Origin of the sequence: Cupriavidus gilardii, from assembly GCF_013347325.1 — a bacterium.
In the GTDB taxonomy this organism is placed as follows: domain Bacteria; phylum Pseudomonadota; class Gammaproteobacteria; order Burkholderiales; family Burkholderiaceae; genus Cupriavidus; species Cupriavidus gilardii.
In genome coordinates this window covers 1,919,731-1,943,855 of sequence record NZ_CP054624.1, presented here as the reverse complement: position 1 = coordinate 1,943,855, position 24,125 = coordinate 1,919,731, and the positions used below count along the sequence as shown (strand labels likewise).

Genomic DNA, 24,125 nt, shown 5'->3' with positions numbered 1-24,125 from the left:
CGCGCGGACGCCATTATCACCAGCCGTTGTGCGGCGCGCCGCTGTCCACACGCCGATGCGCGGCAAAGCGCTGCAGCAGGAAATCGACCAGCGCGCGCGTCTTCGCCGACAGGTGGCTGCGCGTGGGAAACACGATATAGATATCGGCGTTCGGCAGATTCCATTCCTTCAGCACAGGCTGCAGCTCGCCGCTGCGCAGTAGCGGCGCCACATCCCATTCCGAACGCACCAGGATGCCATGTCCCTCGCGCGCCCAACCCAGCGCCGATTCGCCGTCATTGGTACTGAGCGGGCCGCGCACCTTGACGGTCTCCTGCCGCGCACCGCTGCGCAGATGCCAGGTGCCGAAGGTTTCGTCGCTCTCCCGGATGAAGATGCATTGATGTCGCGTCAGGTCCTGCGGCGTGGCTGGTGTGCCTGCGGTCTTCAGATACGCCGGGGTCGCGCACAGCAGGCGGCGATTGTTGGCCAGCAGCCGGGCGGTCAGCCGCGCATCCGGCAATTCGCCAAAACGGATCGACGCATCGAAGCCCTGCTCGACCAGATTGACGGGGCGGTCGCTCAGATGCAGCTGCACCTCGACGCGCGGATGCAGCCGCGCGAACGCCGACAGCGCCGGCGCGATATACCGCCGGCCGAAGCCCAGCGTCGCGCTGATCCGCAGCAGACCGTGCGGCGTCGCGCCGCTGCCCGCCACGGTACGTTCCAGCGCCTCCAGTTCGGCGAGCACGCGCGCGCCTTCGACCAGATAGGTCTCACCCTCGGGCGTCAGGCTGAGCCGCCGGGTGGTCCGTTGCAGCAGGCGCACACCGAGGCGCCGTTCGAGCGCGGCCAGGCGCTTGCTGACCGCGGGGGGCGTGACGCCCAGTTGCTGCGCGGCGGCGGCCAGGCTGCCGTGCTTGTTGACGGTGGCGAAGAAGGCAAGGTCGGAGAAGCCGTCCATGGAGGGTCTGTTTGTTGCGGCGAGCGGAAATGCCGATTCATGACTTCTAGTTAATCAAGCATGATCTGCGCGGAAATTATGCTGGTTTTCATCAATGATACGATGCCTCGCACAACAAGACCAATGACCAAACCAATAACGACCAACCCACGGGTGGATGGAGACAACGATGAAACTGCAATTCCTTTGCGCCGGCCTGACGCTGGCTTTCGGTAGCACGGTGGGCGCCGCGGGCGCGTATGCGCAGAACTATCCCGAGCGGCCGATCAAGCTGGTGGTGCCGTACGCCCCGGGCGGCAGCGCCGATATCGCGGCGCGGCTGGTCGCCGACGAATGGGCCAAGGCGCTTGGCGGCACCATCGTGATCGAGAACAAGGGCGGCGCCGGCGGCAATATCGGCGTCGATGCGGTGGCCAAGGCGGCCGGCGACGGCTACACGATTGGCCTGCAGACGGTGTCGCTGGCGATCAATCCCTCGCTGTTCGCCAGGATGCCGTACGACACGCAGAAGGACCTGGCGCCGATCGGCATGGTGGCGAGTTCCCAGCACGTGCTGGTGGTCAACAACCAGTTGCCGGCCAAGGATTTGAAGGGGCTGCTGGCGATGCTGAAGGCCGAGCCCGGCAAGTACACCTATGGATCGGCGGGCCCGGGCAGCACCTTCCATATGGCGGCGGAGCTGTTCAAGAGCGTGGCAAACGTACCGATCGAACACATCCCGTACCGCGGCGGCGGTCCGGCGCTGATGGACACCATCGCCGGGCAGGTCAACATGAGCTTCCCGGTGCTGTCAGCCGCGCAGCAGCAGGTGCAGGCCGGCAAGCTGCGCGCGATCGGCGTGACGGGCCCGAAGCGCTCGGCACTGATGCCGGATGTGCCGACCATCGCCGAGGCCGGACTGCCGGGCTATGCGTTCGAAACCTGGTTCATGGTGTTCGCGCCGGCCGGCACGCCGCAACCGGTGATCGCCAGGCTGAACGCCGCGCTCAATACCGCGTTGAACGCGCCGGCGCTGAAGGCCCGCATGGTGCGCGAGGGATTCGATCCGATGCCGACCACGCCGGACCAGGCCCGCGCCCGCCTCGCCAAGGAAATGCCGCTGTGGGCCAAGCTGATCAAGGAGCGCGGCATCTCGGCGGAATAAGCCGCGCACGTTGCCCGGCACATCGCCGGGCGCATATTCGTGCCAGAGGCCGCTGAGTATCGCGGCATGACATATCGCCTCATTCGGAACCTCGCATGACCCCCCGCACGCTATATCGCAAGCTGGTCGATTCGCATACGGTCGCCAGGCTCGACGACGACAACGTCCTGCTGTTCTGCGATCTGCATCTGATGAACGAGTACACCAGCCCGCAGGCCTTCGCCGGCCTGCACGAGCAGGGCCGGCCGGTGCTGATGCCTGGGCAGAACGTCGCCGTGGTCAGCCATATCATCCCCACGCATCCGGCGAGCCAGCCGGGCGCGATCCGCGTGATTGCCGATCCCGCGTCGGCACTGCAGGCGAGCAATCTGAAGGCCAATTGCGATCGGCATGGAATTGCGCTGTTCGATACCAACGACCGGCTGCAGGGCATCGAGCACGTGGTCGCGCCCGAGCACGGCATGATCCGGCCGGGGATGGTCGTGATCTGCGGTGACAGCCATACCACCACCTATGGCGCGCTGGGTGCGCTGGGCTTCGGCATCGGCACCTCGGAGGTCGAGCACGTGCTGGCCACGCAGACGCTGGTCTATCGGCTGGCGAAGGACATGCGGATTCGCGTCGACGGCACGCTGCCGCCGGGCACCACGGCCAAGGACCTGGTGCTGATGATCATCGGCCGGATCGGTGCGCAGGGCGCACGCGGATATGTGGTGGAGTTCTGCGGCAGCGCGATCGAAGCGCTCAGCGTCGAGGCGCGCTTCACGCTGTGCAATATGGCGGTCGAGGCCGGAGCACGCGGCGCGCTGATCGCGCCAGATGCGACGGCCATCGATTACGTGCTGCAACGCGCGCCCGATATCGACGACGGTTTGCGGCCTCGGGCGCTTGCCGCCTGGCGGGCGCTGCACAGCGATGCCGACGCGGCCTTCGACGTCGAGCACCGCTTCGATGCCAGCGACGTGGCGCCGCATGTCACCTGGGGCACCAGCCCGGATCAGGTCGTGCCGGTGGGCGGGCGCATTCCCGATCCCATCGAGCAGCCCGAAGGTCCCGCACGCCGCAGCACCGAACAGGCCCTGGCCTATACGCGCCTGGAACCGCGCGCACCGATCGCCGGCACGCCGATCCAGCACGTGTTCATCGGCTCCTGCACCAATGCCCGGATCGAGGATCTGCGTGCGGTGGCGCAGGTAGTGCGCGGCCGCCGCGTGGCGGACGGTGTGCGCGCGATGGTGGTGCCCGGGTCAGGTGCGGTCAAGGCGCAGGCCGAGGCCGAGGGCATCGCCGCGCTGCTGACGGAGGCGGGCTTCGAATGGCGGCAGCCTGGCTGTTCGATGTGCCTGGCGATGAACGACGATGTGCTGGAGGCCGGCGTGCGCTGCGCGTCGACCACCAACCGCAATTTCGAAGGCCGGCAGGGCAGGGGGGCGATCACGCATCTGATGAGTCCGGCGATGGCCGCCGCCGCCGCCGTGACCGGCCGGATCACCGACGTACGCGCACTGGAGCACCACCATGACTGAACCGCTTCGCATCGAGGGCAAGGCCGCGGCGATCCGCATCGAGAACCTGGACACCGATCAGATCATGCCGAAGCAGTTCCTGCGCGGCATCGACAAATCCGGCCTCGCGCAGGGCCTGCTGTACGACCTGCGCTTCGATGCGCAGGGGATGCCGCGTACGCAGTTCGTGCTGAACCGCCCGGAATACGCCGGCACCTCCATGCTGATCGGCGGCTCGAACTTCGGATGCGGCTCGAGCCGTGAGCATGCGGTCTGGGGTTTGCAGCAATACGGCATCCGCGCGGTCATCGCGCCGAGCTTCGGCGAGATCTTCTATTCGAACGCGATGAACAACCGGCTGCTGCTGGTGATGCTGCCGCCGGAGCAGGTCGCCGCGCTGATGGAAATCGTCGAGCGCTCCGACGGTGGCCCGGTCGGCATCGATATCGAATCGATGCGTGTCATGGCCGACGGATTCGATGCCGGCTTTGCGCTGTCGGCCCGCCATCGCGAGATGTTCCTGCAAGGGCTCGACATCATCGGGTTGTCGCTGGCGTATCGGCAGCAGATCGAGGCGTTCGCCGAGCGTCGCTGGGCCGCCGAGCCATGGACGCGAGACATCGCCGCCGCGACGCGCCGCCGGCTTGGCGGCAGCGCCGCCGGGTAAGCATCGATTGCCCGCCGCCTGCCTATACTCAATGCAGCCCGCCGGCCTTGACCGGTGTCGCGCCGGCGGTGCCAGCGCGGAACTCGTTCCGCCATTTCATGCAGGCAGCGTCAGGAGGCAGCAATGGGACGCAAATATATCGATTGCCGGGAGATTCCCAGCGACACCAGGTGCACCGTGGCGATCAGCGCCGACAGCGAGGACGAATTGCTCGAGGCCGCGGTGCAGCATGCGGTGACGGTCCACCAGCATCAGGATTCGCCGCAATTGCGCGAGCAGATCAAGGCGGCCTTCAAGGAGGGCTCGCCGCCTCAGTGATGCCGGGACGACGCCCGCTGAGGGCAGCACCGCCATGACATTCCGCCGGCCCCAGGGCCGGCGGTGTCGTTTTTACAGGGCGGCGGCGAGCGCGGCGTTTTCGCGCTTCAGTGTCTCCCGCGCGCTCGCGACGGCGGCGCGCCGGGCGGCAAGATCCGCAGCGGCCGCGTCCAGCTCCGTCTGCATCGCGACGAGCCGCGTACGCACCAGCGCGGGCGACGGCCCGCCGGACGCCATGCGGGCGCTGACGCCCTGCACCGGGTCCAGGCAGCGCCGCACCGCCTCGTCGCTCAGACCGATCGCGCGGCCGATCTGCTCGCGCGCGGCGATATCGACCATCTCGCTGGTGATGCGGTCGGCGGGAAGCCGCGCGTCCAGTGCCTGGCGTACCACGGCCCCGACGATATGGTGGGCCTCCCGGAACGACAGATCGGCCTCGCGCACCAGCGCATCGGCAAGATCGGTGGCCGCGGAGAAATCGCGGCGTGCGCGCAGCAGCATGTTCTCGCGCAGCGGCGTGGCCGAACCGATCACCAGCGTCAGCAGTCTGGCGCTGCGCACGCATTCGTCGGCGCATTCCCAGAAGCCGCGCATGCTCTCGCGGTTGCCGTCGCCGGTATGCGAGAAGTTGGTGCCCTTGACGGTCGACAGCGCGGCGGTCAGCAGGCCGGTCAGATGGGCCCCCTTGCCCTTCAGGTATTCGAGCACGACCGGGTTCTTCTTCTGCGGCATGATGCTCGACGTGCCGGCCACGCTGTCGGGGAAATCGATCAGTCCGAACTCCGGCGTGCACCAGACGAAGTAGTCCTGGGCCACGCGGCTCCAGCCGACCGCCGCGATCGTCATTGCCGACATCATTTCCCAGGCGAAATCGCGCGATGCCACCGCATCGAGCCCGTTGGCGACGCAGCGCGAGAAGCCGAGCAGCCGTGCGGTTTCCTCGCGCTGGATCGGAAAGGCGGTACCCGCCAACGCACCGGCACCGAGGGGGCAGGCGTCCAGCGCATCGAGCGCGCGCAGCAGCCGTTCGGCATCGCGGGAAAACGCATCGGCCAGGCCCACCAGGTAGTAACCGTAGGTGATCGGCTGCGCCGCCTGCAGATGCGTGTAGCCGGGCATCACGGTGTCGACGTGCTGCTGCGCCATGGCCAACGTGGTCGTGCGCAGGTCCTGGATCGCCTGCAGCAGCGCCAGCCCCGCATCGCGCGCGCGCAGCCGGTCGAGCGTGGCCAGGATGTCGTTGCGGCTGCGTGCGACATGCAGGCGCCCGCCGGCGTCGGCACCCGCGGTCTGCATCAGCTGTGCCTCGTAGTTGAAGTAGGCGTCCTCGCGCGCCGGGTCGAGCGGTACCGCGTCGGCGCCCGCGTGTTCCATCTCCTCCAGCGCCCGTGCAATCCTCGACGCCGTCGGACCCGGCACCAGACCGGCGGCATGCAGCATCAGCAGATGCGCCCGGTTGATGTCGGTCAGATAGCGGAAGCCGCTGCCGAAGTCGCGGTTCAGCCGCGGCAGGTAGATCAGTTCGCAGACTTCCGGAGCGGTCGCCTGCTGCAGGCGGCGGCTGACTTTCGAGGGGGCGTTGCCGGTGGCGTCGGTTGCTGTCGTGTCCATATGGCGCGATGTCTCGGTGAGGGATGTTGTGTTCGGGCCAGTATGGAAATGCGCGCCGCATATCGTCAAATCACAATATCGGGCCAATGCATACGGTTTTGATATACCATCGTCGCGCGCTTTCTTCGCCGACGACACGATGAACTTCAAGCAGATCGAGACCTTCCGCACGGTGATGCTGTCGCGTTCAATGACCATCGCCGCCGAGCAGCTGCATACGTCCCAGCCGAACGTCAGCCGCGTGATCGCGCAGCTGGAACGTGAGGCGGGCTTCCGGTTGTTCGAGCGCATCGCGGGACGCCTGGTGCCGACCGCCGAGGGGGAGGCCCTGTTTCGTGATGTCGAACGCGCCTTCGTCGGCCTGGACACCTTGCGCGATTCCGCCCGCGCGATCCGGCAGCTGGGCACCGGCACGCTGCGCATCGGCGCGGTGCCGTCGATCGCAATGAGCGTGATGTCGCCCGCCATCCGCGAATTCCGCAAGCGGCATCCCGACGTGCCGATCTCGGTCCATACCAGCGACTCGCCGACCGTCGCGAAATGGACCGCGACCCAGTTCTGCGACTTCGGACTGGTCTCGTACGTAGCCGATACGCCGGGCGTGGAGGCCAGCTCGCTGCGCGAGGTGCAGGGCGTCTGCGTCGTGCCGGCCGATCACCGTCTCGCGCGCAAGCGACGCGTCGCCGCGGGCGATCTCGATGGCGAGACCTTCATCTCGCTGACGCACGGCGACGGCACGCGTGCGGCCATCGACGCCGCCTTCGTGCCCGATCGCCGCAAGCTGACGCTCGAGACGCCGTATGCGGCGACGATCTGCACGATGGTCAGCATGGGCCTGGGCGTCAGCGTGGTGAATCCGCTGGTGATCCGCAGCCTGCGGATTGCCGGCGTCAAGGCGTTGCCGTTCGAGCCGGCGATCGCGTTCAACAGCTTTGTGTTGCGCGCGCGGCAGCATCCGGAGCCGGCGCTGGCGGGGGCGTTTCTCGAGTGCCTGCGGCGGGCGATCGGCTGAGCGTCATCGGCAAGACCTCACCGTGGCTACAATGGCCCACGGCAATCCGACGGCGACCCGACCGCTATCCGCCGCTATTCGACCGCTATCCAACGACTTCAAGGAAAATCCACACCATGCCAAAACACATCGGCATCGTCGGCTGCTCCGCCGAGGGCGCTGCGCTGTGCTACCGGACCATTTGCGCCGAAGGCGCGCAGTTTCTTGGGCCGCACGGGCATCCCGAGGTCTCGATGCATACGCCTTCGCTCGCCGACTATGTCGACTGCCTGGATCGCGGCGACCTGCGCGGTGTGGGCGAGCTGATGCTCCAGTCCGCCAACAAGCTGGCACGCGCCGGGGCCGAGTTTCTGATCTGTCCGGACAACACGATCCATCAGGCGTTCGACCATGTCGTGGCCTGTTCCCCGCTGCCCTGGCTGCATATCGCGGAGGTCGTCGCCGACGAAGCGGTACAGCGGGGCTATCGCAAGGTCGGCGTGACGGGTACCCGCTGGCTCGTCGACAGCGAGGTCTATCCTGAAAAGCTGGCCGCACGCGGCATCGAGGCGGTGCGTCCGGATCTGCAGCAGCGCGCGGAAATCGGCCGGCTGATCATGGACGAGCTGGTACGCGGCATCTTCCGGACCGAGACCGTCGGGTACTTCCAGAGTGTGATCGCCGATCTGAGGGCGCGGGGCTGCGATGCGGTGGTGCTTGGCTGCACCGAGATTCCGCTGATCATCAGCGACGCCAATTCGCCGCTGCCGACGCTCGACTCGACGCGGTTGCTGGCCCGGGCGGCCCTGCGGCGGGCGGTGCAGCCCGACCGGTGAAGCTCGTTGCTGTGGCGCACATGCCACAAATCCCGCACCGTCGCGTCGGGTAATTGCAGCAAACTTGTTGCGTCGCAGCAGATGGTATATAGTCGAGTCTGTCTCCTCCACCACCTCGGTGGATTCCAGCCGCGCGAAACTTCGCGCGGTTTTTTTTCGCCCCTACCGAACGTAGCGCGGCACGCCGGCATAGGCAGTTTTCTCGGCGATTTCCGCATATCGAAGGAAGCGCCGCGACAATGGCGGCTTCCAGCCTTCACGCTGCACCACACCGGCGAATCGTTCGCACCACCCCGCGGCGAGCCCGCACCAGAGCGGCGAAAAGACGGTCCGCAGCGCCGTTTTATTGCGTCGCAACATCGAATCCCATAGAGTGGCTGGAACATTGCTTGTCCCAGCCCGATGCGCGCCGTCTCGTCCCTGAATCGTCTCCTTGCCATCCTGGTCGCCGCGGTCTCGACCAATATTCGCGCGACCGTTGCCGAAGCACGCAATGCCGCCCGATGCCGGCGCGGCGCGATCTATGGCGCCTCGTTCCTCGCGCTGGCGACGATGGGCTGGCTCGGGTCGGACCAGGGCCTGCTGTGGTCGGCGACCGCCTCGATCTGGACGTGCCTCGCCGATCCCGGCGGTACCGCGCGCGATCGCCTGCCTCCGCTTGCCGCGGTAGGCCTGGGCGGGGCATTCGCGAGCGCGCTGGGCGGTGCGATGGCCGGCAGTCCGATCGTGGCGGTGGCCGTGGTGCTGTTCGCCGGTCTGGCGGCCGGCATGGTGGAACTGCGCGGGACCGCGGCCGCGCTATCGGCCAAGCTGCTGTATGTGGTGCTGATCGCCGCCTGCCTGCAACCGGTGGCCGATGCCAATGCCGATGTCGGCAACGCCGCGGCGTGGGCGCTGCAGATGGGCCGCGACTATCTGCTCGGCGGCGCCTTCGCCTGCGCGGTGTCGCTGGCCCTGCTGCCGTCGGCACGCGATACGCGGCCGCGTCCACAGATGGTGGCGATCTTCACGGCGCTGCAAGCGCTGGCCCGCACGCTGGCCGAATCCGCTTTGCCGCCGGGGGGCCGGGCCGCGAATGCGCCAGAGGACGGGCAGACAGATCTCGGCAAGCGGCGGGTGCGCGAGCGGATCGAGCAGGCGCGCGAATTGCTCGCCGCGCAGCGCAGCTGGTTCGATGCCGCTACGCTGCTGCATTACCGCTATCTGATCGCGATGGCCGAGGCGGTGTTCGCCTTGCTGATCGTCGCATCCGATCTGCGCGGCAGGCGTGGTCACGAACTGCTGCCGCTGCGGCATCTGCACCGCTGCCTCGACGATCTGCGCGAGCAGATCGAGCAGGGCCTGTCCCGCCATGCGGCCGATCTGCCCGCGCTGACGCGATCGATGTATCTGCAACTCAGACGTGTGCATGGCCAGGTCGCCAATGCCAGCGCACCGCCGCTTTATCACGCCGCGCTGGCCTCGCTGGCGCGCTTCCCGGACTTTGCCGCGTGGCGCGCATCGTTCCACTGGCCGCGCCGCTCGCTGTGGATCGGCTTGCGAGAGTGGAGCACTGCGCTGGCGGAGCTCGGTGCCGGCGATGCCCGTGTGACGCGCCACGCGGTGCGCCTCGCATTGGCGGGAGGCCTGAGTCTGCTGCCCGGTCTGGTCTGGCGGCTCGATCATGGCTACTGGGTCGCGGTGACGGTGATCATGGTGCTGAGCCCGCAGTTGCAAACCACGCGGCGCATCTCGCTGCAGCGCTTCGCCGGCTCGCTGGGCGGTGCGCTGCTGGCCTGCCTGGTGGGGCTGCTGCATCCCGCCGCGCCGGTCGCGCTGGCGATCAGCGCGGTGTCGCTGTCCGCGGCATACGTGGCCCGCCTTGCCGGCAGCCCCGGCCTGTTCGCACTGATGCTGACGCCTGCGGTGATCCTGTTTTCGTGGATCGGCGAACCCGCGTCCGACAGCAGCCATGTGGCGATGCTGCGCGGCGCCGATACCGCGTTCGGCTGCCTGATCGCGCTGGCCAGCTACCTGGTGCTGGCCCCGCGCGCGGAGCTGTCGCGGGCGCGCCGGCGCGCGCGAGACGCGGTCGCGATCCATGCGATCTATCTGCGCGCCGCCTTTGCGCAGGCAATGTCCGAGGGTGCGCTCGACGATTCCGAATTGCGGCTGGAAGCGCTGCGCGTGGCCGCCGGCCGCGCGTCGGCACGTGCCGAGCAGGCACTGGAGCAGGCTGGCACCGAGCTCGACGGGGCCATCGTTGCGGAGTTGGCGCGGCTGCATGTGACCGTGCGAAGGATGGCGGCATTGGCGGGCGTGATTCGAGCGGAAACGGTCGGCAGCGAAGCACCGGTGCCCGCGAGCGCAGACACGCGGCGGCGTCTTGCCGAGGTGCAGGACGAGCTCGCGACGCTGGCCGCGCGGCCGGGCGAGGGCGCAACGGCCGATGTCGCCGTGAAGGGCGCCGTGAAGGGAGATGCCACGCCGGTCGACGGCACCGAAGAGGCCGCGACGCAGGTAGCCGCGACGCAATGGCGCGACCGCTTCCTGCTGGAGCAGGCGCTGCTCGCGCGCCGACATGCAGCGCAGGCGCATGCCGGCGTGGCAGCGATTGCGACGCTGGCGCCAGCGCGCGGCGGCCGCTGGCGCCGCTTGCCGGCAGCCGGTTGACGGCAAGCGACTGCGCCTGAGCGCGCCCCACCGCTTTCGCGGCAACAAGCAAGAAAGCCCGACGGCAGGTCGCCGTCGGGGCTTCTGGGAGTGCCGGCGCGAGGGCCGGCATCGGACGCCGAGACTTAAGCGCCGATCGGCTTGCCGTCCTTGTGGCGAACCACGATGGTCGACGAGCGCGCCGGCAGGCTGGCGCTGGGCCATGCGCCGTTCGGGTGCTGGATGTTGATGAAGAACGTCGTCAGGTCCGGCGTGTAGGCGATGCCCGTGATCTCGCAGCCGTGCGGGCCCACCAGGAAGCGCTTGCACTCGCGGGTCTGCTGGTCGACGTAGTGCATCGAGTTGGCGCCGAAGATGTCGGTCGTGCTGCTGCCGGTGCCGGCATCGGTCTGCACCCACAGGCGGCCCTTCGGATCGACGCGGATGCCGTCCGGGCTCGAGAACGTGTCGCCGACGATGCTGCCCTTCAGGTTGTCCGCGGCCAGCGACGGGTCGCCGGCCAGCAGGAAGATTTCCCAGGTGAAGGTGGTGGCCAGCGGCGAGTCGCCCTGTTCCTTCCAGCGGATGATGTGGCCGTGCGGGTTGGTGGCGCGCGGGTTGGCCGCATCGGTGACGCGGCGGCTGCCGTTGTTGGTCAGCGTGCAGTACACGGTCTTGTCCAGCGCGACCGTGATCCACTCCGGACGGTCCATCAGCGTGCCGCCGGCAACGCGGGCAGCCGCCTTGGTCTTGATCAGCACGTCGGCCTGCGAGTTGAAGTCGACGATGGTCGGCGCCGGTGGCGTGGTCGATTGCGTGTAGTTGCCCGGATCGCTGGCACCGGTGACCAGGCCGTTCTTGCCGTGCGTCAGCTCGACCCACTGGCCCGAACCGTCGGCGTTGAACTTGGCCACGTACAGCGTGCCCTGGTCGAGCAGGTTGGCGTTGGCGGCGCGGTTGTTCGGATCGAAGGCATTGCTCGGGATGAACTTGTAGATGCAGCCCGGGGTGCCGTCGTCGCCCATGTAGAACGCCACGCGGTTGTTGGCGTCGGTCATGAAGGCGGTGTTCTCGTGGTCGAAGCGGCCCATCGCGGTGCGCTTGGTCGGCGCGCCCAGCTGGTTCAGCGGGTCGATCTCGACCACCCAGCCGTAGCCCTCTTCCGGGTTCGACTGATCGAGGTAGTTGTCGGTCGTTTCCTCGCAGGTCAGGTACGTGCCCCACGGCGTGTTGCCGCTCGAGCAGTTGTTCAGCGTGCCGACCACGCTGCCGCCGATCGCGCTGGCCGCCGGGCCGCCGACCTTGTAGATCGTGTTGCCGGTATAGCGCTTGTTGTAGCGCGAGTCGCGCTTGACGCGCCACTTGCCGTCGACGAATTCGATTTCGATGATCGACACGCCGACCGACGACAGCGCCAGGCGCTTCTGCTCGGCCGTCGCGGTGGCTTCGTCGTAGCTGCCCGGGAACAGGATGGCCGAATCCATCGCTTCGTGATTGATCGCCAGCAGGCCGCCCTTCTGCGGATCGACGCCGGGGATCTCGAAGAAGTGCATGCCGTCGTGGTTGCCGCCGGCCTGGCGCTCGGTTTCCGCCGAGCTCTGGAACGAGCCGCTATAGCCGACCGAGCCGATTTCGACCGGATCGCCTGCGGAGAACAGGACCTCGTACGAGTAGTTCTCGGGCAGCGTCACGGTATCGGCGGTGACCTTGTCCGCCACCGGGTTGAAGCCGATGCTGTAGTCCAGCGGCTGGTTCGGGGTCGGGCCGGGGGCCGGAGCCGGGGCCGGTGCGGGATCGTCGTCGCCACCGCAGGCCGCCAGCAGGCTGGTCGAACCGAAGACCGACAGCAGCGACAGGCTCAGGCCGCCGCGCAGGACCTTGCGGCGGGCCGGGTTGGCGGCGACGATCTCTTCGAGCGTCTGGCCGGGAACGGTGATGTAGCCTTCAGCCGCACGGCGCGGCTCGCGCGCCTTATCGGTGATGTAAGACATGACGGGGGACCTCCCTTTGTTGGATTGAATGCCGGGCATCGCATCGCGGCCATGTCGAAGCCCTTTTTTCCAAGGCATGTCGTGGACATTGCGCGGCCGCATCGTGCCAATGCGATGAATGCAGCGGCAAGTGCAAATTGACGGCGAGGTGGATGCTAGGGGCGGTCCGTGACGTCGCGATGAAAAGATGTCTGATGCAATGGCATCAAGTGCACGGGAAGACGCGGCGGGTCAGCTGCGCGGCAAGACTTCATCGAGGCTTCATCGAAGTGTCATCGCACCGTCATGGCGGCGTGGTTCAGCTGGCCTTGCGGAAGGTCAGGTTCAGGCGAAGCGCCCCGGTCAACGGGTGATCGCCATCGGCGAGCGGCGCGATGCCGTGATAGAAGAGCCGGCTCGGCCCGCCCCAGACGGCGATATCGCCGTGAGCGAGGCGCACGCGTGCCGGACGGTCGGCGCGTTTCGGCCCGCCGAACAGGAATACTGCGGGCAGGCCCAGCGATACGGAGACGATCGGCGCGCGCAGATCGCGCTCGTCGCGGTCCTGGTGCAACGACAGCCGCGTGCCGGGCGTGTAGCGGTTGATCAGGCAGGCATCGGGCGCAAAACCGGGATAGCCGGCCGCTGCGGCCGCCTCGCGTGCGAGTTCGGTGAAGACAGCCGGCATCGCGGGCCAGGGCCGGCCGCTGTCCGGGTCGATGGGGTCGTAGCGATAACCGCTTGCGTCCGAGACCCAGCCGAGCGTCCCGCAATTGGTCATCGCCACCGACATCCGAAAGCCGCCGGGTGTGATCAGATGACGGAAGGGGGCTTCGGCTTGAACCTGTTCGATCGCCTCGCGCAGCGCAGAACCGCGGGACAACGCAAAGCCGCGCAGCACCACGGCACCCGGGCCGATTGCTTCGCTATGTTCCCCGCCGCGGCTGCCCGGCTCCGGCAGGTTGTCGAACAGGTCGAAGGTCATGGGGGTACCGCGCGTATCGATTCATGGGGAGGGGAATGATACGCCGGTGAGCGGCTACCAGCGGGTTGGCTCCCCTCTCCCGCTTGCGGGAGAGGGAGAACACCGAGAGCCCGTAATGCGTCCGCTCAGGCGAACGTATCGACCTCACCCAGCGCCACGCGGCGCGGCGTGGCCGGGGCCGTCGCGGCCTGAGTAGCGCCAGGCTGCTGGAACTCCGTCACGCCCTGTGCGAAGCCCTGTCCGCGGTGCTGCGGGGCCTGCTGTTGCCCCTGTCCCGGCTGGCCGGCGAACTGCTCGGCGCCGACCGAGGTCTGGCCCAGCTGGATGCCGCTGTCGGCCATCGCATGGCGCAGTTGGGGCAGGGCGGCCTCGACCGCCGCGCGCACGCTGGCGTGCGGCGAGACGAACTGGGCCTGGGCCTGATCGTTGACCACATTGAGCACGATCTTCAGTGGGCCAAGGTCGGGCGGGTTCAGTTGCAGCTCGGCGGTGTGGTTGCCCTGCGTGGACAGGCGGACCATCTGCTGGCCGAGCGCCTGCGGCCACTGCGGATCGCCGACACGCGGAGAGAGCGGCAGCGTGACCGGACCCTGGGCACCGGCTTGCGCGCCGAGTGTGGTGGCGGTGCCGTGCGCGAGCGGCGTGGCGCCTTCGATCGGTGCGGCCACCGCACCGCGGTCTTCGCCCGATGCCTTGGCGGCGTCCGATGCGGCCTGCAGCGCGGCCTGCAACGCCGCCGTTGGCGATGCGGTCATGCTGCTCGCGGCCGCAGCGGGCTGCTGCGCGGGGGCGGCGAACTGCCCAGTGTTGCCGTCCCGGCCACCGCTTGCGCCGTCATGCGCGCTACCCGTGTCGGAGGACGCTTGCAGCTGCGCGGCGCTCAACGCGGTCCTGGCAGTCGCGTCGAACGACATGGCTGGCTTGCCGGCGTCCGCTTCCGCATCCGTCGGCGTGGCCGCAGCCGCTTCCGGCGCGCCCGCGGTGGCCGCCAGCGCCGCGCGTTGCGACGCGATGGTGTTCAGCGTGTCTTCTGCCAGCGACGGGGCAGCGTCGGAGGCGGCTGCCGTAGCCGGCAGCTGGCCGGCGAGCGCGGCCGTCGGCGCGGCCGGCACGGCGGGGTTTGCCGCCGCGCCCGTGCCGGCGGCTCCGGCAGGGGCAGCAGCGGCAGCGGGCGCTGCCGGCAGCATTGCGGCCAGCAGTGCCGCGGCGGCCGCGGCGCCGGTGTCGCTGGTACCGGCCTCGCCGTCGGCCAGGTCGGTGCTGTCCTTCCGATCTTCGGTCGTGCCGCCGACCTTGCCCGAATTCGCCTGTGTCTTGCCGGGTTCGGCTTGGCTGTTGGCGTCAGGGGACTCCGCTTTCTTGCCCGTTTCGGCCGCGCTCTTGCCGGCGCCGTCGGCGGCCTTGCCATTCCTGGCCGCCGATTGCTGCTGGCTGGCCGGGCGCGCTTCGCCGGGCTGCGTCTGGCGCGCGCGCGCCAGTGCATCGCCGAACTCGCTGGCGCCAGACGCCGGCTGCGGGTTGCGCGGGGCGGTGGCGGCCGCGGTGCCGCCGCTGACGATTTGGCTGATGTCGATCATCGGGTTCTTATTGGTTGTGTCCGCTGCGGATCTGCTGCCGCGCCAGGCGCGCGGCGTATTCGTCGGTGGCGCGCTGCTCGCGGCGCGCGGCGATCTGCTGCTCGCGCGACTCGGCACGCTGGATCAGCGTGTCGAAGGAGTTCAGCCGCTGCTTCTGCTTTTGCCAGTTGGCGCGGCCGGCCAGCAGCTGCGATTCGGCCTTGGCCAGCGCCTCGGTCTGGTGCCGGATGGCCGCATCGAGCGAATCGAGGAACTGCGAGAAGTCGTGCCAGCGCGCCGACGGCATGCCGCTCTGCATCAGCGCCTGCATGCGCGCGCGATATTCCTGCCGATACTGGGTCAGCGCGGCGAGCTGCTGCTCGGCCTGCGTGCGCTGGCCCTGCAGCCGCCCGAGCTCGCGCGCGGCGGTGTCGGTATCGTTCTGGGCCAGGTCGGCCAGCGTGTTCAGCGGAGAGGTCTTAGCCATTTGCGCTCCTGTCGAAGAGCAGATGCAGTTGGTCGATCGATTCGCCGTAGCCGGCGCGCTCGTGAATGTCCTGCTGCAGGAACGCTTCCATGCGCGGATGCAGGCGGATCGCCAGATCGAGTTCGGGATCGGCGCCCGGCACGTAGGCGCCCACGCTGATCAGGTCGCGGTTGCGCTGGTAGCGCGACATCAATTGCTTGAAGCGGCGCACCGAGCCGAATTGCTCGAGCGAGATCAATGCGGTCATCGCGCGGCTGATCGAGGCCTCGACGTCGATGGCCGGGTAGTGGCCGGCCTCGGCCAGGCTGCGCGACAGCACGATATGGCCGTCGAGGATCGCGCGCGCCGAATCGGCGATCGGGTCCTGCTGGTCGTCGCCCTCGGCGAGCACGGTATAGAAGGCGGTGATCGAGCCGCCGCCCTCGGCGCCGTTACCGGCGCGCTCGACCAGGGTCGGCAGCTTGGCGAACACCGAAGGGGGGTAACCCTTGGTTGCAGGCGGCTCGCCAATGGCAAGCGCGATCTCGCGCTGGGCCATCGCATAGCGCGTCAGCGAATCCATGATCAGCAGCACATGGCGGCCCTGATCGCGGAAATATTCGGCAAGGCGCGTCGCATAGGCGGCGCCCTGCATGCGCAGCAGCGGCGAGGTGTCGGCCGGCGCGGCAACCACCACCGAGCGCGCACGGCCTTCCTCGCCAAGGATGTTCTCGATGAAGTCCTTGACCTCACGGCCGCGTTCGCCGATCAGGCCGACCACGATCACTTCCGCGCTGGTATAGCGCGCCATCATGCCGAGCAGCACGCTCTTGCCGACGCCCGAGCCCGCGAACAGGCCCATGCGCTGGCCGCGGCCAACGGTCAGCATGCCGTTGATCGCGCGCACGCCGACATCGAGCACGGTATCGATCGGCGCGCGCGACAGCGGATTGATCTGCGAGCCGGCCAGCGGTACTTCACGCGCGGCCTGCAACGGGCCGAGGCCGTCCAGCGGCCGCCCGGCGGCGTCGAGCACGCGGCCCAGCAGCCCTTCGCCGACCGGCAGCCGCTTCGAGCCGGGTTCGCGCGGCGCGCTGTCGCCGCTGGGCAGCGGCGACGGTTCGAGCGGATAGACTCGCGCGCCGGGCACCAGGCCCAGTACGTCCGATTGCGGCATCAGATAGAGGCGGTCGGCGCCGAAACCGACCACTTCGGCCTCCGCCATGCGCGGCCCCTGACCGGCCGCGCCGGCATGGCCGGGAATTTCGATCAGGCAGTCGCTGCCGACCGGCAGGCGCAGGCCGACGGCCTCCAGCACCAGCCCGGCGGCGCGCGTCAGCCGCCCGCAACTGCGCTTGCTGTCCAGCTCTGCCACGTTGGCGGCGGCGCCGGCCAGCGCATCGCGCCAGCGCTGGCCATGCAGCTCGGGCACGCCGGCTGCGGCATCGGTCGAGGCAGCGGCGATCGCTTCACGCATCGGGCGCTTCCCAGGGATCATTGCGGCCAAGGGCTTTCACCACGCGGCTCCAGCGCGTCGCCAGCGTCGCGTCCAGCTCGCCGCTGGCGGCGCTGGCGATGCAGCCGCCGCGTGCGACGGTCGCATCGGCGCGCACCGACCAGCCGGCCGCTTCCAGCTCGCCGGCCAGATGCGTCTGCACCAGTTCGATATCGTCGGGGTTCAGCAGCAGGCAGGGGGCGCCGGACAATGCCGGTTCGTTGGCCAGCAGCTCGCGCACCGCGGACAGCAGCACGGCAGGGTTGTGCGCGACGGTGTCGTGCACCAGCTTGCGGGCGACATCGAGCGCCAGCGCGATCAGCGTCTGGCCGACCTCGTCGTCGATGCGGCGCAGGGCGCTGGCGAAGGTGCCGGCCAGTTCCTGCAGGCGGGCAGCCTCCTGGCGCGCGGTCTCGAGACCGCGCGCGTAGCCTTCGCGATGGCCGTCGCCGTAGCCCTGGGTCTGGCCCTGCGTGTAGCCCTGGGCATAGCCTTCCTTGCGGGCGCCCTCGCGCATCGCGTCGAGCGCGGCGAAGTCGATCGGCGGCGGCGCTGGTTCTTCCGGTTCGGCTTCGAATGCGGGCGGCGGAGGCGGCGGCGCGTCGAAGGCCGACATCTTCCAGCGGCGCCAGCCGTTGCCGTCGCCGCCGGGGTCCCCGCGCTTGCCGCCGGGCTGGCGTTCGCCGGCCCCCAACGCATCGAAGCTTTCGAAGCCCGCACCGTCGCGGCCGCCTCGCAGGTTCAGCCCAGCGGACGCGGATGGCGATGCGGCGGGCGGAGGCTGCACTGCGGCGCGAGCTTGTGCACGCGGCTCGTAGCGTGCGCCGAAACCGTCGTCGCGCTCATCGTCGCGCTCGTTGCCGAGCGGGCCGCCCAGATGGTGGCCCAGCGCCTGCCGCGCGTAGGGATTAGACATAGGCATCGTCGCCGGCTCCGATCTGGATCTCGCCGGCGTCGGCCAGGCGTCTTACCACCTGCAGGATGCTCTTCTGCTCGGCCTCGACCTGCGACACGCGCACCGGACCCAGCGCTTCCAGGTCCTCGCGCAGCATCTCGCCCGCACGGGTCGACATGTTGCGGATGAACTTGTCGCGCAGCTCCTGCGGCGCGCCCTTGAGCGCGACGATCAGCGACTCCGTGGCGATTTCCTTCAGCACGCGCTGGATGCCGCGATCGTCCACTTCCAGCAGGTTCTCGAACAGGAACATCTCGTCGATGATCTTCTGCGCGAGGTCGCTGTCGTGCTGGCGCACGCCGGCAATGACCGCCTCCTCGTGCGTGGTGTTCATCAGGTTGATGATCTCGGCCGCGGTGCGGATGCCGCCCATGCGGCTGCGCTTCAGGCTCTGGCCGGCCAGCAGCTTGGTCAGCACGTCGGTCAGTTCCTGCAGCGCGCCCGGCTGCACGCCGCCGAACGTCGCGATCCGCAGCACCACGTCGTTGCGCAGCCGGTCGGTGAACAGCGCCAGCACCTCGGACGCCTTCTGGCGGTCCAGGTGGATCAGGATCGTGGCGATGATCTGCGGATGCTCGTCGCGGATCAGCTCGGCCACCGAAGTCGCGTCCATCCAGTTCAGCGAATCGATGCCGCTGCCCGGGTCGCGCGATTCCAGGATGTCCTCGATCACCGACAGCGCGCGTTCCTCGCCCAGCGCCTTGTTCAGGACGCTCTTGATGAACGTGCTCGAGTCGACCGACAGCGCCAGGAACTGCTCGGTCTCGCTGCGGAACTCGGCCAGCACTGCCGCCATTTCTTCCCGCGTGACGGCGTTCAGCGACGCCATGGCGGAGCCCAGCGTCTGTACTTCGCGCGGCGACAGGTGCTTGAACACCTCGGCCGCCGCATCCTCACCGAGCGACATCATCAGGATGGCGCTCTTCTGCAAGCCCTCACCGTTCATCGCTAGACATCCAGTTCTTGATCACACTGGCGACCAGACGCGGGTCGCGTTGCGCGGCGTCGCGCACCAGGGCGAGATCGCTTTCATATTTGGCGGTCAGGCGCAGCACTTCCGGATCGGGCTGCTGCTCCTCGACCGGCAGCAGCACCGACTCGGCCGCGTTGGCCTCCGCTGGCGGCGGCAACGGCGGCGCGGTGTACTTGCGCAGGATCGGCCGTGCCACCTTGAACCACACGAACAGGGCCAGCAGTGCCAGCAGCAGGTATTGCGCGGCGGTCTTGGCCAGCTCGATCATCTCGGGTTGCTTCCACAGCGGCAGTTCGGGCTTGATCTCGTCGCCGGAGGTGAACGGGCTGTTGACCACATTGAGCGAGTCGCCGCGCGCCGGCGAGAAGCCCATCGCTTCCTTGGCCAGATTCTCGATCTGCGCCAGTTGAGCGGCCGTCAGTGGTTCGCTGGTGACCTTGCCGTTCGCGCCGACAACCTGGCGATGGTTGACCACCACCGCCACCGACAGACGGCGGATGCCGCCCGGCGCCTGTTGCACGTGGCGCACGGTGCGGTCCAGTTCGTAGTTGGTGGTCGAGTCGCGGCGGTTGCTGCTCGGGCCTGTCTGCGCGCCGGCGAGCGCGGCCTGCGCGGTGCCGGCCTGCTGACCCTGGGCCTGCTGGCCGGCCTGGCCTTGCTGACCCTGCTGTCCTTGTTGTCCTTGCTGTCCCGGCTGCTGCGTGACCACCGGCGCGGCGGCCTGCAGCGGCGGCTGGTTCGACAACGCGCCCGGCACGCCGCCGACCGGCGAGCCGCCTTGCTGGTTCGACTCGCTGGTCTGCTGGCTGCGGATCGCCGCGCGGGTCGGGTCCTGGTTCGGCTTGAACGATTCGTCGGTGTGCTCGACGATATTGAAGTCGACGTCGGCGGTAACCTGGGCCTTTACATTGCCCTGGCCGACGATCGGCGCGAGGATCGACTCGACGCGCTGGACATAGGTGCGCTCGAGCGTCTGCACGTACTTGAGCTGCGTGGCATCGAGCATGCGCTCGTTGCTGCCGTTGCCCGACAGCAGGTTGCCATGCTGGTCGACGATCGAGATCGACTTGGGCGTGAGCTCCGGCACGCTCGACGAGACCAGATGGCTGATCGCCGCGACCTGGCCCTCATCGATGGCGCGGCCCGGATGCAGCGTCAGCACGATCGAAGCGGTCGGCTTCTGGCGCTCGCGCACGAACAGCGTCGGCTTGGGAATGGCCAGATGCACGCGGGCGGACTGCACCGCCGCGATCGACTCGATCGAGCGCGCGAGCTCGCCTTCGAGCCCGCGCTGGTAATTGACCTGTTCGGCGAACTGGCTGATGCCGAACTTCTGGTTGTCCATCAGCTCCATGCCGGCGTTGCCGCTCTTGGGCAGGCCCTGCGAGGCCAGCCGCAGCCGCATCTCATGGACCTTGTCGGCCGGCACCATCACCGCACCGCCGCCCTCGGCGAACTTGTACGGCACGTTCATCTGCTGCAGCGACGCGATCACCGCGCCGCCGTCGCGTTCGGACAGGTTGCTGTACAGCACCTTGTAGTCGGGGCTGCGCGACCACAGCACGCCGACCGCGATCGCGGCCGCCAGCGCAGCGCCGCCCAGCATCAGCGGCAGGCGCGGATTGCCCTTGAAGCGCTCGATCAATTCCGAGCGGTTGCCCAGCACGGCCGCGGCATTCATGCGCGGGCCTCCGTGTTGGCCGACCCGCCGAGCCGGCCGGGCAGGGGCGAACCTTGCCGGGGGCGCATTGCGCCGCCCTGGCGGTGGCCGATGTCGGCATGGCTCAGATCACGCAGCAGACAAAACACGCGTACTCTCCGCGATAGTTAAACAAAGGGGCGCCGGTGTCGTTAATGCAATCTCTGGCGGCAAACCAGGGATGCGGGTGGGGAGCGGCAAGGCGAGAACCCGCCAGACCCGGCACGGTAGCGATGATCGGTTACCGGGCGCACAGACAATCCGGGGAATAGGACGGCTTTTCGGTCCGATTTCGGCCTATGCCATGCCGAAGGCGACGGGTACGCTTCGGCTGCTGGATGGGAACGGCCGCCCGCGCGGCGCGGCTGCGCCCGTCCGACCGACCCAATCAGGGGCCGGCCGACTTTGTTTCGGCGCCCCGCCCATTACGGAAAGACAGACCGATGAGTTCGATTGCTTCCATCGAAGGCATGCTGCAGCAGCTGCGCGGCCTGGCGCAGAGCGCGTCGGGCACGACCTCGCAGACTGCCCCGGCAGCGGCCACCGGCTTTGCCGGCGAGCTGCAGCGTTCGCTGCAGAAGATCAGCGGCGCCCAGGAACGCGCCTACGGCCTGGCCGAGGCGTTTGAGCTCGGCAAGCCGGGAATCGCGCTGAACGACGTGATGATCGAAATGCAGAAGGCCAGCATTTCGTTCCAGACCGGCGTGCAGGTGCGCAACCGGCTGGCGATGGCGTATCAGGAAGTGATGAATATGGCGGTGTAAGCGTCCCGCTTGCCCGCGAAGGCGACCCTTGCGGTCGCCTTTTTTCGTTGTGGATCGGGCCTGCGGCGGCCCTCACTCGATCCGCACGATCCCCGTATCCGCTTCCAGCCGATGCAGCCAGGCCAGCAGTTCGGCCACCGCCGTATAGAGCTGCGGCGGGATCTGGCTGTCGAGGTCGACCTGCATCAGCAGGTTGACCAGCGTCGGCGAATCATGGACATAGACGCCGGCCTCGCGCGCCTGCGCGATGATCGATTCGGCGATCAGGCCGTAGCCCTTGGCGACCACGCGCGGGGCCGCGTCGTTCTTCTGGTACGACAGCGCGACGGCGGCGCCGCGGGGCGTGTCCTGCTGGCTCATGCGGCGCCCTCCGCGTCGGTGCCGCGGCGGATCGAGAAATGCAGCAGGTCGATGCCGCGCGCGCCGAGGTTCTCGCGCAGGCGGCCCTGCGCGTCGTCCAGCATTCGTACGATGCGGTCTTCCTGCACCGCCAGCCGGGTTTCCAGGCCGTTCGGCGTCAGAGTCAGGCGCGCTTCCACCGTTCCCAACTGAGGCAGCTCCAGCACCAGGCGGCTGGACCATGTACGCTCGTCTGCGCGGTCGCCGTGCTCGCCGGAAGACCCATGCTCGTGCTGGCGTTCGGCAATGTCCCACTGCATCGGCGTGCCGGGCCATGCTTCGCCGGCCCAGCGGAACTGCTGGGTGGCCAGCAGTTCGAGCTGCTGGCGCACGATGCCTTCGGTATTCGGATGGATGACGGGCGCGGCTTCGGCTTTCGGCATGTTGGCCGTCGGGTCCGGCCGTGCCAGCGCCTCGTCAGCGGTCGCGCCGAGCGAGGTCTGCGCGCCAGCCTGGCGGGCGGCATCGTTGGCGGCGGCCTGATACGCCTGCGCAGCGGCCTGCAGCGAGCGCGGCGTTTCGTTGCCGCGTGGCGCGTCGCTGTTGCGGGCACCGGTGTCGCCCGGTGCTGCGGCAGGATCGTCGGCGCCGGCATCGGCCCCTGCGCTGGCCGCGGATCGGGCCGCATTCAACGCCGCGTCGAGCACGGCCTGCGACGGTTCGGCGGCGGCCAGCGCCTGGATCGCGCTGCTCAGGGCCTGGGCGTCGGCGGGCGAGGCGGAGGGCAGAGTCGGCAGGGGAGCGGTGCCAGAGGGCTGCATCGGTGCACCGGGCTGCTGGCCGTAGGGTCCAGCCGCCGGTCCCTGACCCGAGGCGGTGCCACCATGCGGTAGGCCGCCGGTCCCGGGATAGGGATGCCGGCCGATCCCGGCCTGCGGCTCGCGGGCCAGGCTCGCGAGCCCACGTTCGCCAGCGATCCATTGCGCCAGATGCGATTCATAGAACAGCCCGCTGTCCTGCACCAGATGCATCAACGCCTGCCGTACCTGTGCGGTTCCCTCGGGCAGCCGCGTGGGCGGCACGGCCAGCAGTGGACCGGCGCTGCGCAGTGGCGCGGCCGAACCCTGCGCCAGCAGGGTCAGGATGGTACGGGCGGCGAAGCTGAGGGTTTCGCGGGTGGAGCCGGTGGGCGAGGTGGCCGTAGTCTGGCCATGTGGACCGGGTCGCACCGACAGTTCCACCGCGCCGGGAGCGGTTCCGTCGGATTGCCGGACCGTGGCGCCGCCGGGGCTGGTGGTTGGAATCAGCGCCGCCAGCTTGTTGGCCGACACCTGCGCGCGCAGCGTGTTGGCATCGAGGCCTTGCCCTGACGGCGAGCCGGGCGGCAGATGGATCGCGGTCATGGGGTCGCTTCCGGATGGTCCGCTGGGTCACCGGCTCGCCGGCGACGGCCAGCGGGACCCGGTGCAGGGTCAGGCAAGGCTGCCGTAGGCGTGCGAAAGATTCTGGCGGCGGCGCGAATCGCCCAGCAGTTGGCCCAGGCGTGCCAGGTGCGGCAGCATCAGGTCGCGGATGCGGGCGTCGTACGCCAGGATCCGGTCGAGCAGTGCGTGGCGGCGCATCCGTTCTTCGGCCGAGACCGGCACGTTGTGCTCGAGCTCGCGCAGGCGGTCCACCACGGCCAGGTAAACCGTCTGCACGTCGTTGAAGGCGGTCCAGTTTTCCGCCTCGGCGGCCTCGAGCATCTGCTCGGACAGCACCAGCAGTTCCTCGTAATTCAGCACGGTAGGAGACACGGTACGCATCATCAGTTCTCCTGTGCTTCGGCAACGGCCGCCGACTGAGCCGGGGCCGCCGATTGCGCGGCGTGGTCGCCGGCTTCCGGTTCGCCGATCTGCGCCCATGCGGTGGCGAGGTTTTCCAGCAGCGCGTCGACCTCGTTGAGCAGCGTGACGTCGCTGCGCACATTGGCCAGCAGCAGGCGGCGGGTCATGTAGTCGTACAGCGCTTCGAGGTTGGCGGCGATCTCGCCGCCGGTGTCGTGATCCAGCACCGCGCGCAGGCCGTTGTCGACGATGTCGATCGCCTTCGAGATGGCCAGCCCGCGCGCCTGCACGTCGCCCGCATCGAGATGGAACTTGGCCCGTGCGATGGCCGAGCGCGCGCCGTCGTACAACATGGCGATCAGCTTGTGCGGGCTCGCGCTCATGGCCCCGGTCTGCACGCCGACCCGGGCATAAGCGTTGATTGCTTGGCGCGCGTACATGATGGCGGTCC

23 protein-coding genes are annotated in these 24,125 nt (G+C 68.7%); 8 read left to right on the top strand and 15 right to left on the bottom strand.

Annotated elements, in window-relative coordinates; all coding sequences use genetic code 11:
• Window positions 1-16: 16 nt before the first annotated feature.
• Entirely contained in the window at window positions 17-943 is a 927-nt protein-coding gene (locus FOB47_RS08780) for a LysR family transcriptional regulator (protein ID WP_053823453.1), read from the bottom strand.
• Between the two features lie 169 nt (window positions 944-1,112).
• Here FOB47_RS08780 and FOB47_RS08775 point away from each other — a divergent pair, with 169 nt between their 5' ends.
• The 4 genes from FOB47_RS08775 to FOB47_RS08760 all read left to right on the top strand — a co-directional run bounded on the left by FOB47_RS08775 (window position 1,113) and on the right by FOB47_RS08760 (window position 4,577).
• Window positions 1,113-2,087: a tripartite tricarboxylate transporter substrate binding protein gene (locus FOB47_RS08775; protein WP_053823454.1), complete on the top strand. Its 975-nt coding sequence runs from the start codon at window positions 1,113-1,115 to the stop codon at window positions 2,085-2,087.
• A gap of 95 nt (window positions 2,088-2,182) precedes the next feature.
• Window positions 2,183-3,613, top strand: coding sequence for a 3-isopropylmalate dehydratase large subunit (leuC, locus tag FOB47_RS08770; RefSeq protein WP_174780635.1), 1,431 nt, complete (start codon window positions 2,183-2,185; stop codon window positions 3,611-3,613).
• Entirely contained in the window at window positions 3,606-4,259 is a 654-nt protein-coding gene (gene leuD / locus FOB47_RS08765) for a 3-isopropylmalate dehydratase small subunit (RefSeq protein WP_174780634.1), read from the top strand. The genes leuC and leuD overlap by 8 nt, the downstream gene beginning before the upstream one ends.
• 123 nt (window positions 4,260-4,382) lie before the next feature.
• Window positions 4,383-4,577: a DUF1059 domain-containing protein gene (locus FOB47_RS08760; protein ID WP_053823457.1), complete on the top strand. Its 195-nt coding sequence runs from the start codon at window positions 4,383-4,385 to the stop codon at window positions 4,575-4,577.
• A gap of 72 nt (window positions 4,578-4,649) precedes the next feature.
• On the opposite strand, the gene argH is transcribed toward FOB47_RS08760, so the two are convergent.
• Window positions 4,650-6,188, bottom strand: coding sequence for an argininosuccinate lyase (gene argH / locus FOB47_RS08755; protein WP_174780633.1), 1,539 nt, complete (start codon window positions 6,186-6,188; stop codon window positions 4,650-4,652).
• Between the two features lie 139 nt (window positions 6,189-6,327).
• Between argH and FOB47_RS08750 the strand changes: the two genes are divergently transcribed.
• The gene (locus tag FOB47_RS08750; RefSeq protein ID WP_053823459.1) at window positions 6,328-7,200 is read left to right on the top strand and encodes a LysR family transcriptional regulator; all 873 of its coding nucleotides are present in this window, start codon (window positions 6,328-6,330) and stop codon (window positions 7,198-7,200) included.
• Window positions 7,201-7,316: 116 nt separating this feature from the next.
• The gene (locus FOB47_RS08745) at window positions 7,317-8,015 is read left to right on the top strand and encodes an aspartate/glutamate racemase family protein (RefSeq protein ID WP_174780962.1); all 699 of its coding nucleotides are present in this window, start codon (window positions 7,317-7,319) and stop codon (window positions 8,013-8,015) included.
• 162 nt (window positions 8,016-8,177) lie between these two features.
• Here the strand turns inward: FOB47_RS08745 and FOB47_RS08740 are convergent, their stop codons facing one another.
• Window positions 8,178-8,375, bottom strand: a complete 198-nt coding sequence (locus FOB47_RS08740; RefSeq protein WP_174780632.1) for a hypothetical protein — start codon at window positions 8,373-8,375, stop codon at window positions 8,178-8,180.
• A 42-nt stretch (window positions 8,376-8,417) separates the two neighbouring features.
• Between FOB47_RS08740 and FOB47_RS08735 the strand changes: the two genes are divergently transcribed.
• Complete coding sequence (locus FOB47_RS08735; RefSeq protein WP_174780631.1) at window positions 8,418-10,667, top strand: FUSC family protein; 2,250 nt, start codon at window positions 8,418-8,420, stop codon at window positions 10,665-10,667.
• Window positions 10,668-10,792: 125 nt separating this feature from the next.
• On the opposite strand, the gene FOB47_RS08730 is transcribed toward FOB47_RS08735, so the two are convergent.
• The 8 genes from FOB47_RS08730 to fliF all read right to left on the bottom strand — a co-directional run bounded on the left by FOB47_RS08730 (window position 10,793) and on the right by fliF (window position 20,727).
• Window positions 10,793-12,637 (bottom strand): PhoX family protein, encoded by a 1,845-nt coding sequence (locus FOB47_RS08730; RefSeq protein WP_174780630.1) that lies wholly within the window; start codon window positions 12,635-12,637, stop codon window positions 10,793-10,795.
• 298 nt (window positions 12,638-12,935) lie between these two features.
• Window positions 12,936-13,601 carry a DNA oxidative demethylase AlkB gene (gene alkB, locus FOB47_RS08725; protein ID WP_174780629.1) on the bottom strand — a complete coding sequence of 222 codons (666 nt, stop codon included), beginning with the start codon at window positions 13,599-13,601 and terminating at the stop codon, window positions 12,936-12,938.
• 125 nt (window positions 13,602-13,726) lie between these two features.
• Window positions 13,727-15,178 carry a flagellar hook-length control protein FliK gene (locus tag FOB47_RS08720; RefSeq protein WP_174780628.1) on the bottom strand — a complete coding sequence of 484 codons (1,452 nt, stop codon included), beginning with the start codon at window positions 15,176-15,178 and terminating at the stop codon, window positions 13,727-13,729.
• A gap of 7 nt (window positions 15,179-15,185) precedes the next feature.
• The gene (gene fliJ / locus FOB47_RS08715) at window positions 15,186-15,644 is read right to left on the bottom strand and encodes a flagellar export protein FliJ (RefSeq protein ID WP_053823463.1); all 459 of its coding nucleotides are present in this window, start codon (window positions 15,642-15,644) and stop codon (window positions 15,186-15,188) included.
• Window positions 15,637-17,100: a flagellar protein export ATPase FliI gene (gene fliI, locus FOB47_RS08710; RefSeq protein WP_174780627.1), complete on the bottom strand. Its 1,464-nt coding sequence runs from the start codon at window positions 17,098-17,100 to the stop codon at window positions 15,637-15,639. Before fliI ends, fliJ begins: the two co-directional genes overlap by 8 nt.
• Window positions 17,093-18,034: a flagellar assembly protein FliH gene (gene fliH, locus FOB47_RS08705; protein ID WP_174780626.1), complete on the bottom strand. Its 942-nt coding sequence runs from the start codon at window positions 18,032-18,034 to the stop codon at window positions 17,093-17,095. Before fliH ends, fliI begins: the two co-directional genes overlap by 8 nt.
• Entirely contained in the window at window positions 18,027-19,019 is a 993-nt protein-coding gene (gene fliG / locus FOB47_RS08700) for a flagellar motor switch protein FliG (RefSeq protein WP_053823465.1), read from the bottom strand. The genes fliH and fliG overlap by 8 nt, the downstream gene beginning before the upstream one ends.
• Entirely contained in the window at window positions 19,009-20,727 is a 1,719-nt protein-coding gene (gene fliF, locus FOB47_RS08695; RefSeq protein ID WP_174780625.1) for a flagellar basal-body MS-ring/collar protein FliF, read from the bottom strand. The genes fliG and fliF overlap by 11 nt, the downstream gene beginning before the upstream one ends.
• A gap of 461 nt (window positions 20,728-21,188) precedes the next feature.
• On the opposite strand from fliF, the gene fliE reads away from it, so the two are divergent.
• Complete coding sequence (gene fliE / locus FOB47_RS08690; RefSeq protein ID WP_174780624.1) at window positions 21,189-21,509, top strand: flagellar hook-basal body complex protein FliE; 321 nt, start codon at window positions 21,189-21,191, stop codon at window positions 21,507-21,509.
• Window positions 21,510-21,581: 72 nt separating this feature from the next.
• Here the strand turns inward: fliE and FOB47_RS08685 are convergent, their stop codons facing one another.
• The 4 genes from FOB47_RS08685 to fliS all read right to left on the bottom strand — a co-directional run bounded on the left by FOB47_RS08685 (window position 21,582) and on the right by fliS (window position 24,114).
• The gene (locus FOB47_RS08685) at window positions 21,582-21,869 is read right to left on the bottom strand and encodes an EscU/YscU/HrcU family type III secretion system export apparatus switch protein (protein ID WP_174780623.1); all 288 of its coding nucleotides are present in this window, start codon (window positions 21,867-21,869) and stop codon (window positions 21,582-21,584) included.
• Entirely contained in the window at window positions 21,866-23,251 is a 1,386-nt protein-coding gene (fliK, locus tag FOB47_RS08680; protein ID WP_174780622.1) for a flagellar hook-length control protein FliK, read from the bottom strand. Before fliK ends, FOB47_RS08685 begins: the two co-directional genes overlap by 4 nt.
• A 69-nt stretch (window positions 23,252-23,320) precedes the next feature.
• Window positions 23,321-23,656 (bottom strand): flagellar protein FliT, encoded by a 336-nt coding sequence (locus FOB47_RS08675; protein ID WP_174780621.1) that lies wholly within the window; start codon window positions 23,654-23,656, stop codon window positions 23,321-23,323.
• Window positions 23,656-24,114, bottom strand: a complete 459-nt coding sequence (fliS, locus tag FOB47_RS08670) for a flagellar export chaperone FliS (RefSeq protein WP_174780620.1) — start codon at window positions 24,112-24,114, stop codon at window positions 23,656-23,658. The genes FOB47_RS08675 and fliS overlap by 1 nt, the downstream gene beginning before the upstream one ends.
• Window positions 24,115-24,125: the final 11 nt, after the last annotated feature.

What these genes read in the sequence shown, in the direction of transcription:
- FOB47_RS08775 (WP_053823454.1), top strand. Translation starts at nt 1,113, where the DNA reads ATGAAACTGCAATTCCTTTGCGCCGGCCTGACGCTGGCTTTCGGTAGC.
- alkB (WP_174780629.1), bottom strand. Translation starts at nt 13,601, where the DNA reads ATGACCTTCGACCTGTTCGACAACCTGCCGGAGCCGGGCAGCCGCGGC.
- FOB47_RS08685 (WP_174780623.1), bottom strand. Translation starts at nt 21,869, where the DNA reads ATGAGCCAGCAGGACACGCCCCGCGGCGCCGCCGTCGCGCTGTCGTAC.
- FOB47_RS08745 (WP_174780962.1), top strand. Translation starts at nt 7,317, where the DNA reads ATGCCAAAACACATCGGCATCGTCGGCTGCTCCGCCGAGGGCGCTGCG.
- FOB47_RS08760 (WP_053823457.1), top strand. Translation starts at nt 4,383, where the DNA reads ATGGGACGCAAATATATCGATTGCCGGGAGATTCCCAGCGACACCAGG.
- FOB47_RS08720 (WP_174780628.1), bottom strand. Translation starts at nt 15,178, where the DNA reads ATGATCGACATCAGCCAAATCGTCAGCGGCGGCACCGCGGCCGCCACC.
- fliE (WP_174780624.1), top strand. Translation starts at nt 21,189, where the DNA reads ATGAGTTCGATTGCTTCCATCGAAGGCATGCTGCAGCAGCTGCGCGGC.
- fliJ (WP_053823463.1), bottom strand. Translation starts at nt 15,644, where the DNA reads ATGGCTAAGACCTCTCCGCTGAACACGCTGGCCGACCTGGCCCAGAAC.
- FOB47_RS08780 (WP_053823453.1), bottom strand. Translation starts at nt 943, where the DNA reads ATGGACGGCTTCTCCGACCTTGCCTTCTTCGCCACCGTCAACAAGCAC.
- fliG (WP_053823465.1), bottom strand. Translation starts at nt 19,019, where the DNA reads ATGAACGGTGAGGGCTTGCAGAAGAGCGCCATCCTGATGATGTCGCTC.
- argH (WP_174780633.1), bottom strand. Translation starts at nt 6,188, where the DNA reads ATGGACACGACAGCAACCGACGCCACCGGCAACGCCCCCTCGAAAGTC.
- fliH (WP_174780626.1), bottom strand. Translation starts at nt 18,034, where the DNA reads ATGTCTAATCCCTACGCGCGGCAGGCGCTGGGCCACCATCTGGGCGGC.
- FOB47_RS08675 (WP_174780621.1), bottom strand. Translation starts at nt 23,656, where the DNA reads ATGATGCGTACCGTGTCTCCTACCGTGCTGAATTACGAGGAACTGCTG.
- leuD (WP_174780634.1), top strand. Translation starts at nt 3,606, where the DNA reads ATGACTGAACCGCTTCGCATCGAGGGCAAGGCCGCGGCGATCCGCATC.
- fliS (WP_174780620.1), bottom strand. Translation starts at nt 24,114, where the DNA reads ATGTACGCGCGCCAAGCAATCAACGCTTATGCCCGGGTCGGCGTGCAG.
- FOB47_RS08730 (WP_174780630.1), bottom strand. Translation starts at nt 12,637, where the DNA reads ATGTCTTACATCACCGATAAGGCGCGCGAGCCGCGCCGTGCGGCTGAA.
- fliI (WP_174780627.1), bottom strand. Translation starts at nt 17,100, where the DNA reads ATGCGTGAAGCGATCGCCGCTGCCTCGACCGATGCCGCAGCCGGCGTG.
- FOB47_RS08740 (WP_174780632.1), bottom strand. Translation starts at nt 8,375, where the DNA reads ATGTTGCGACGCAATAAAACGGCGCTGCGGACCGTCTTTTCGCCGCTC.
- fliK (WP_174780622.1), bottom strand. Translation starts at nt 23,251, where the DNA reads ATGACCGCGATCCATCTGCCGCCCGGCTCGCCGTCAGGGCAAGGCCTC.
- leuC (WP_174780635.1), top strand. Translation starts at nt 2,183, where the DNA reads ATGACCCCCCGCACGCTATATCGCAAGCTGGTCGATTCGCATACGGTC.
- fliF (WP_174780625.1), bottom strand. Translation starts at nt 20,727, where the DNA reads ATGAATGCCGCGGCCGTGCTGGGCAACCGCTCGGAATTGATCGAGCGC.
- FOB47_RS08750 (WP_053823459.1), top strand. Translation starts at nt 6,328, where the DNA reads ATGAACTTCAAGCAGATCGAGACCTTCCGCACGGTGATGCTGTCGCGT.
- FOB47_RS08735 (WP_174780631.1), top strand. Translation starts at nt 8,418, where the DNA reads ATGCGCGCCGTCTCGTCCCTGAATCGTCTCCTTGCCATCCTGGTCGCC.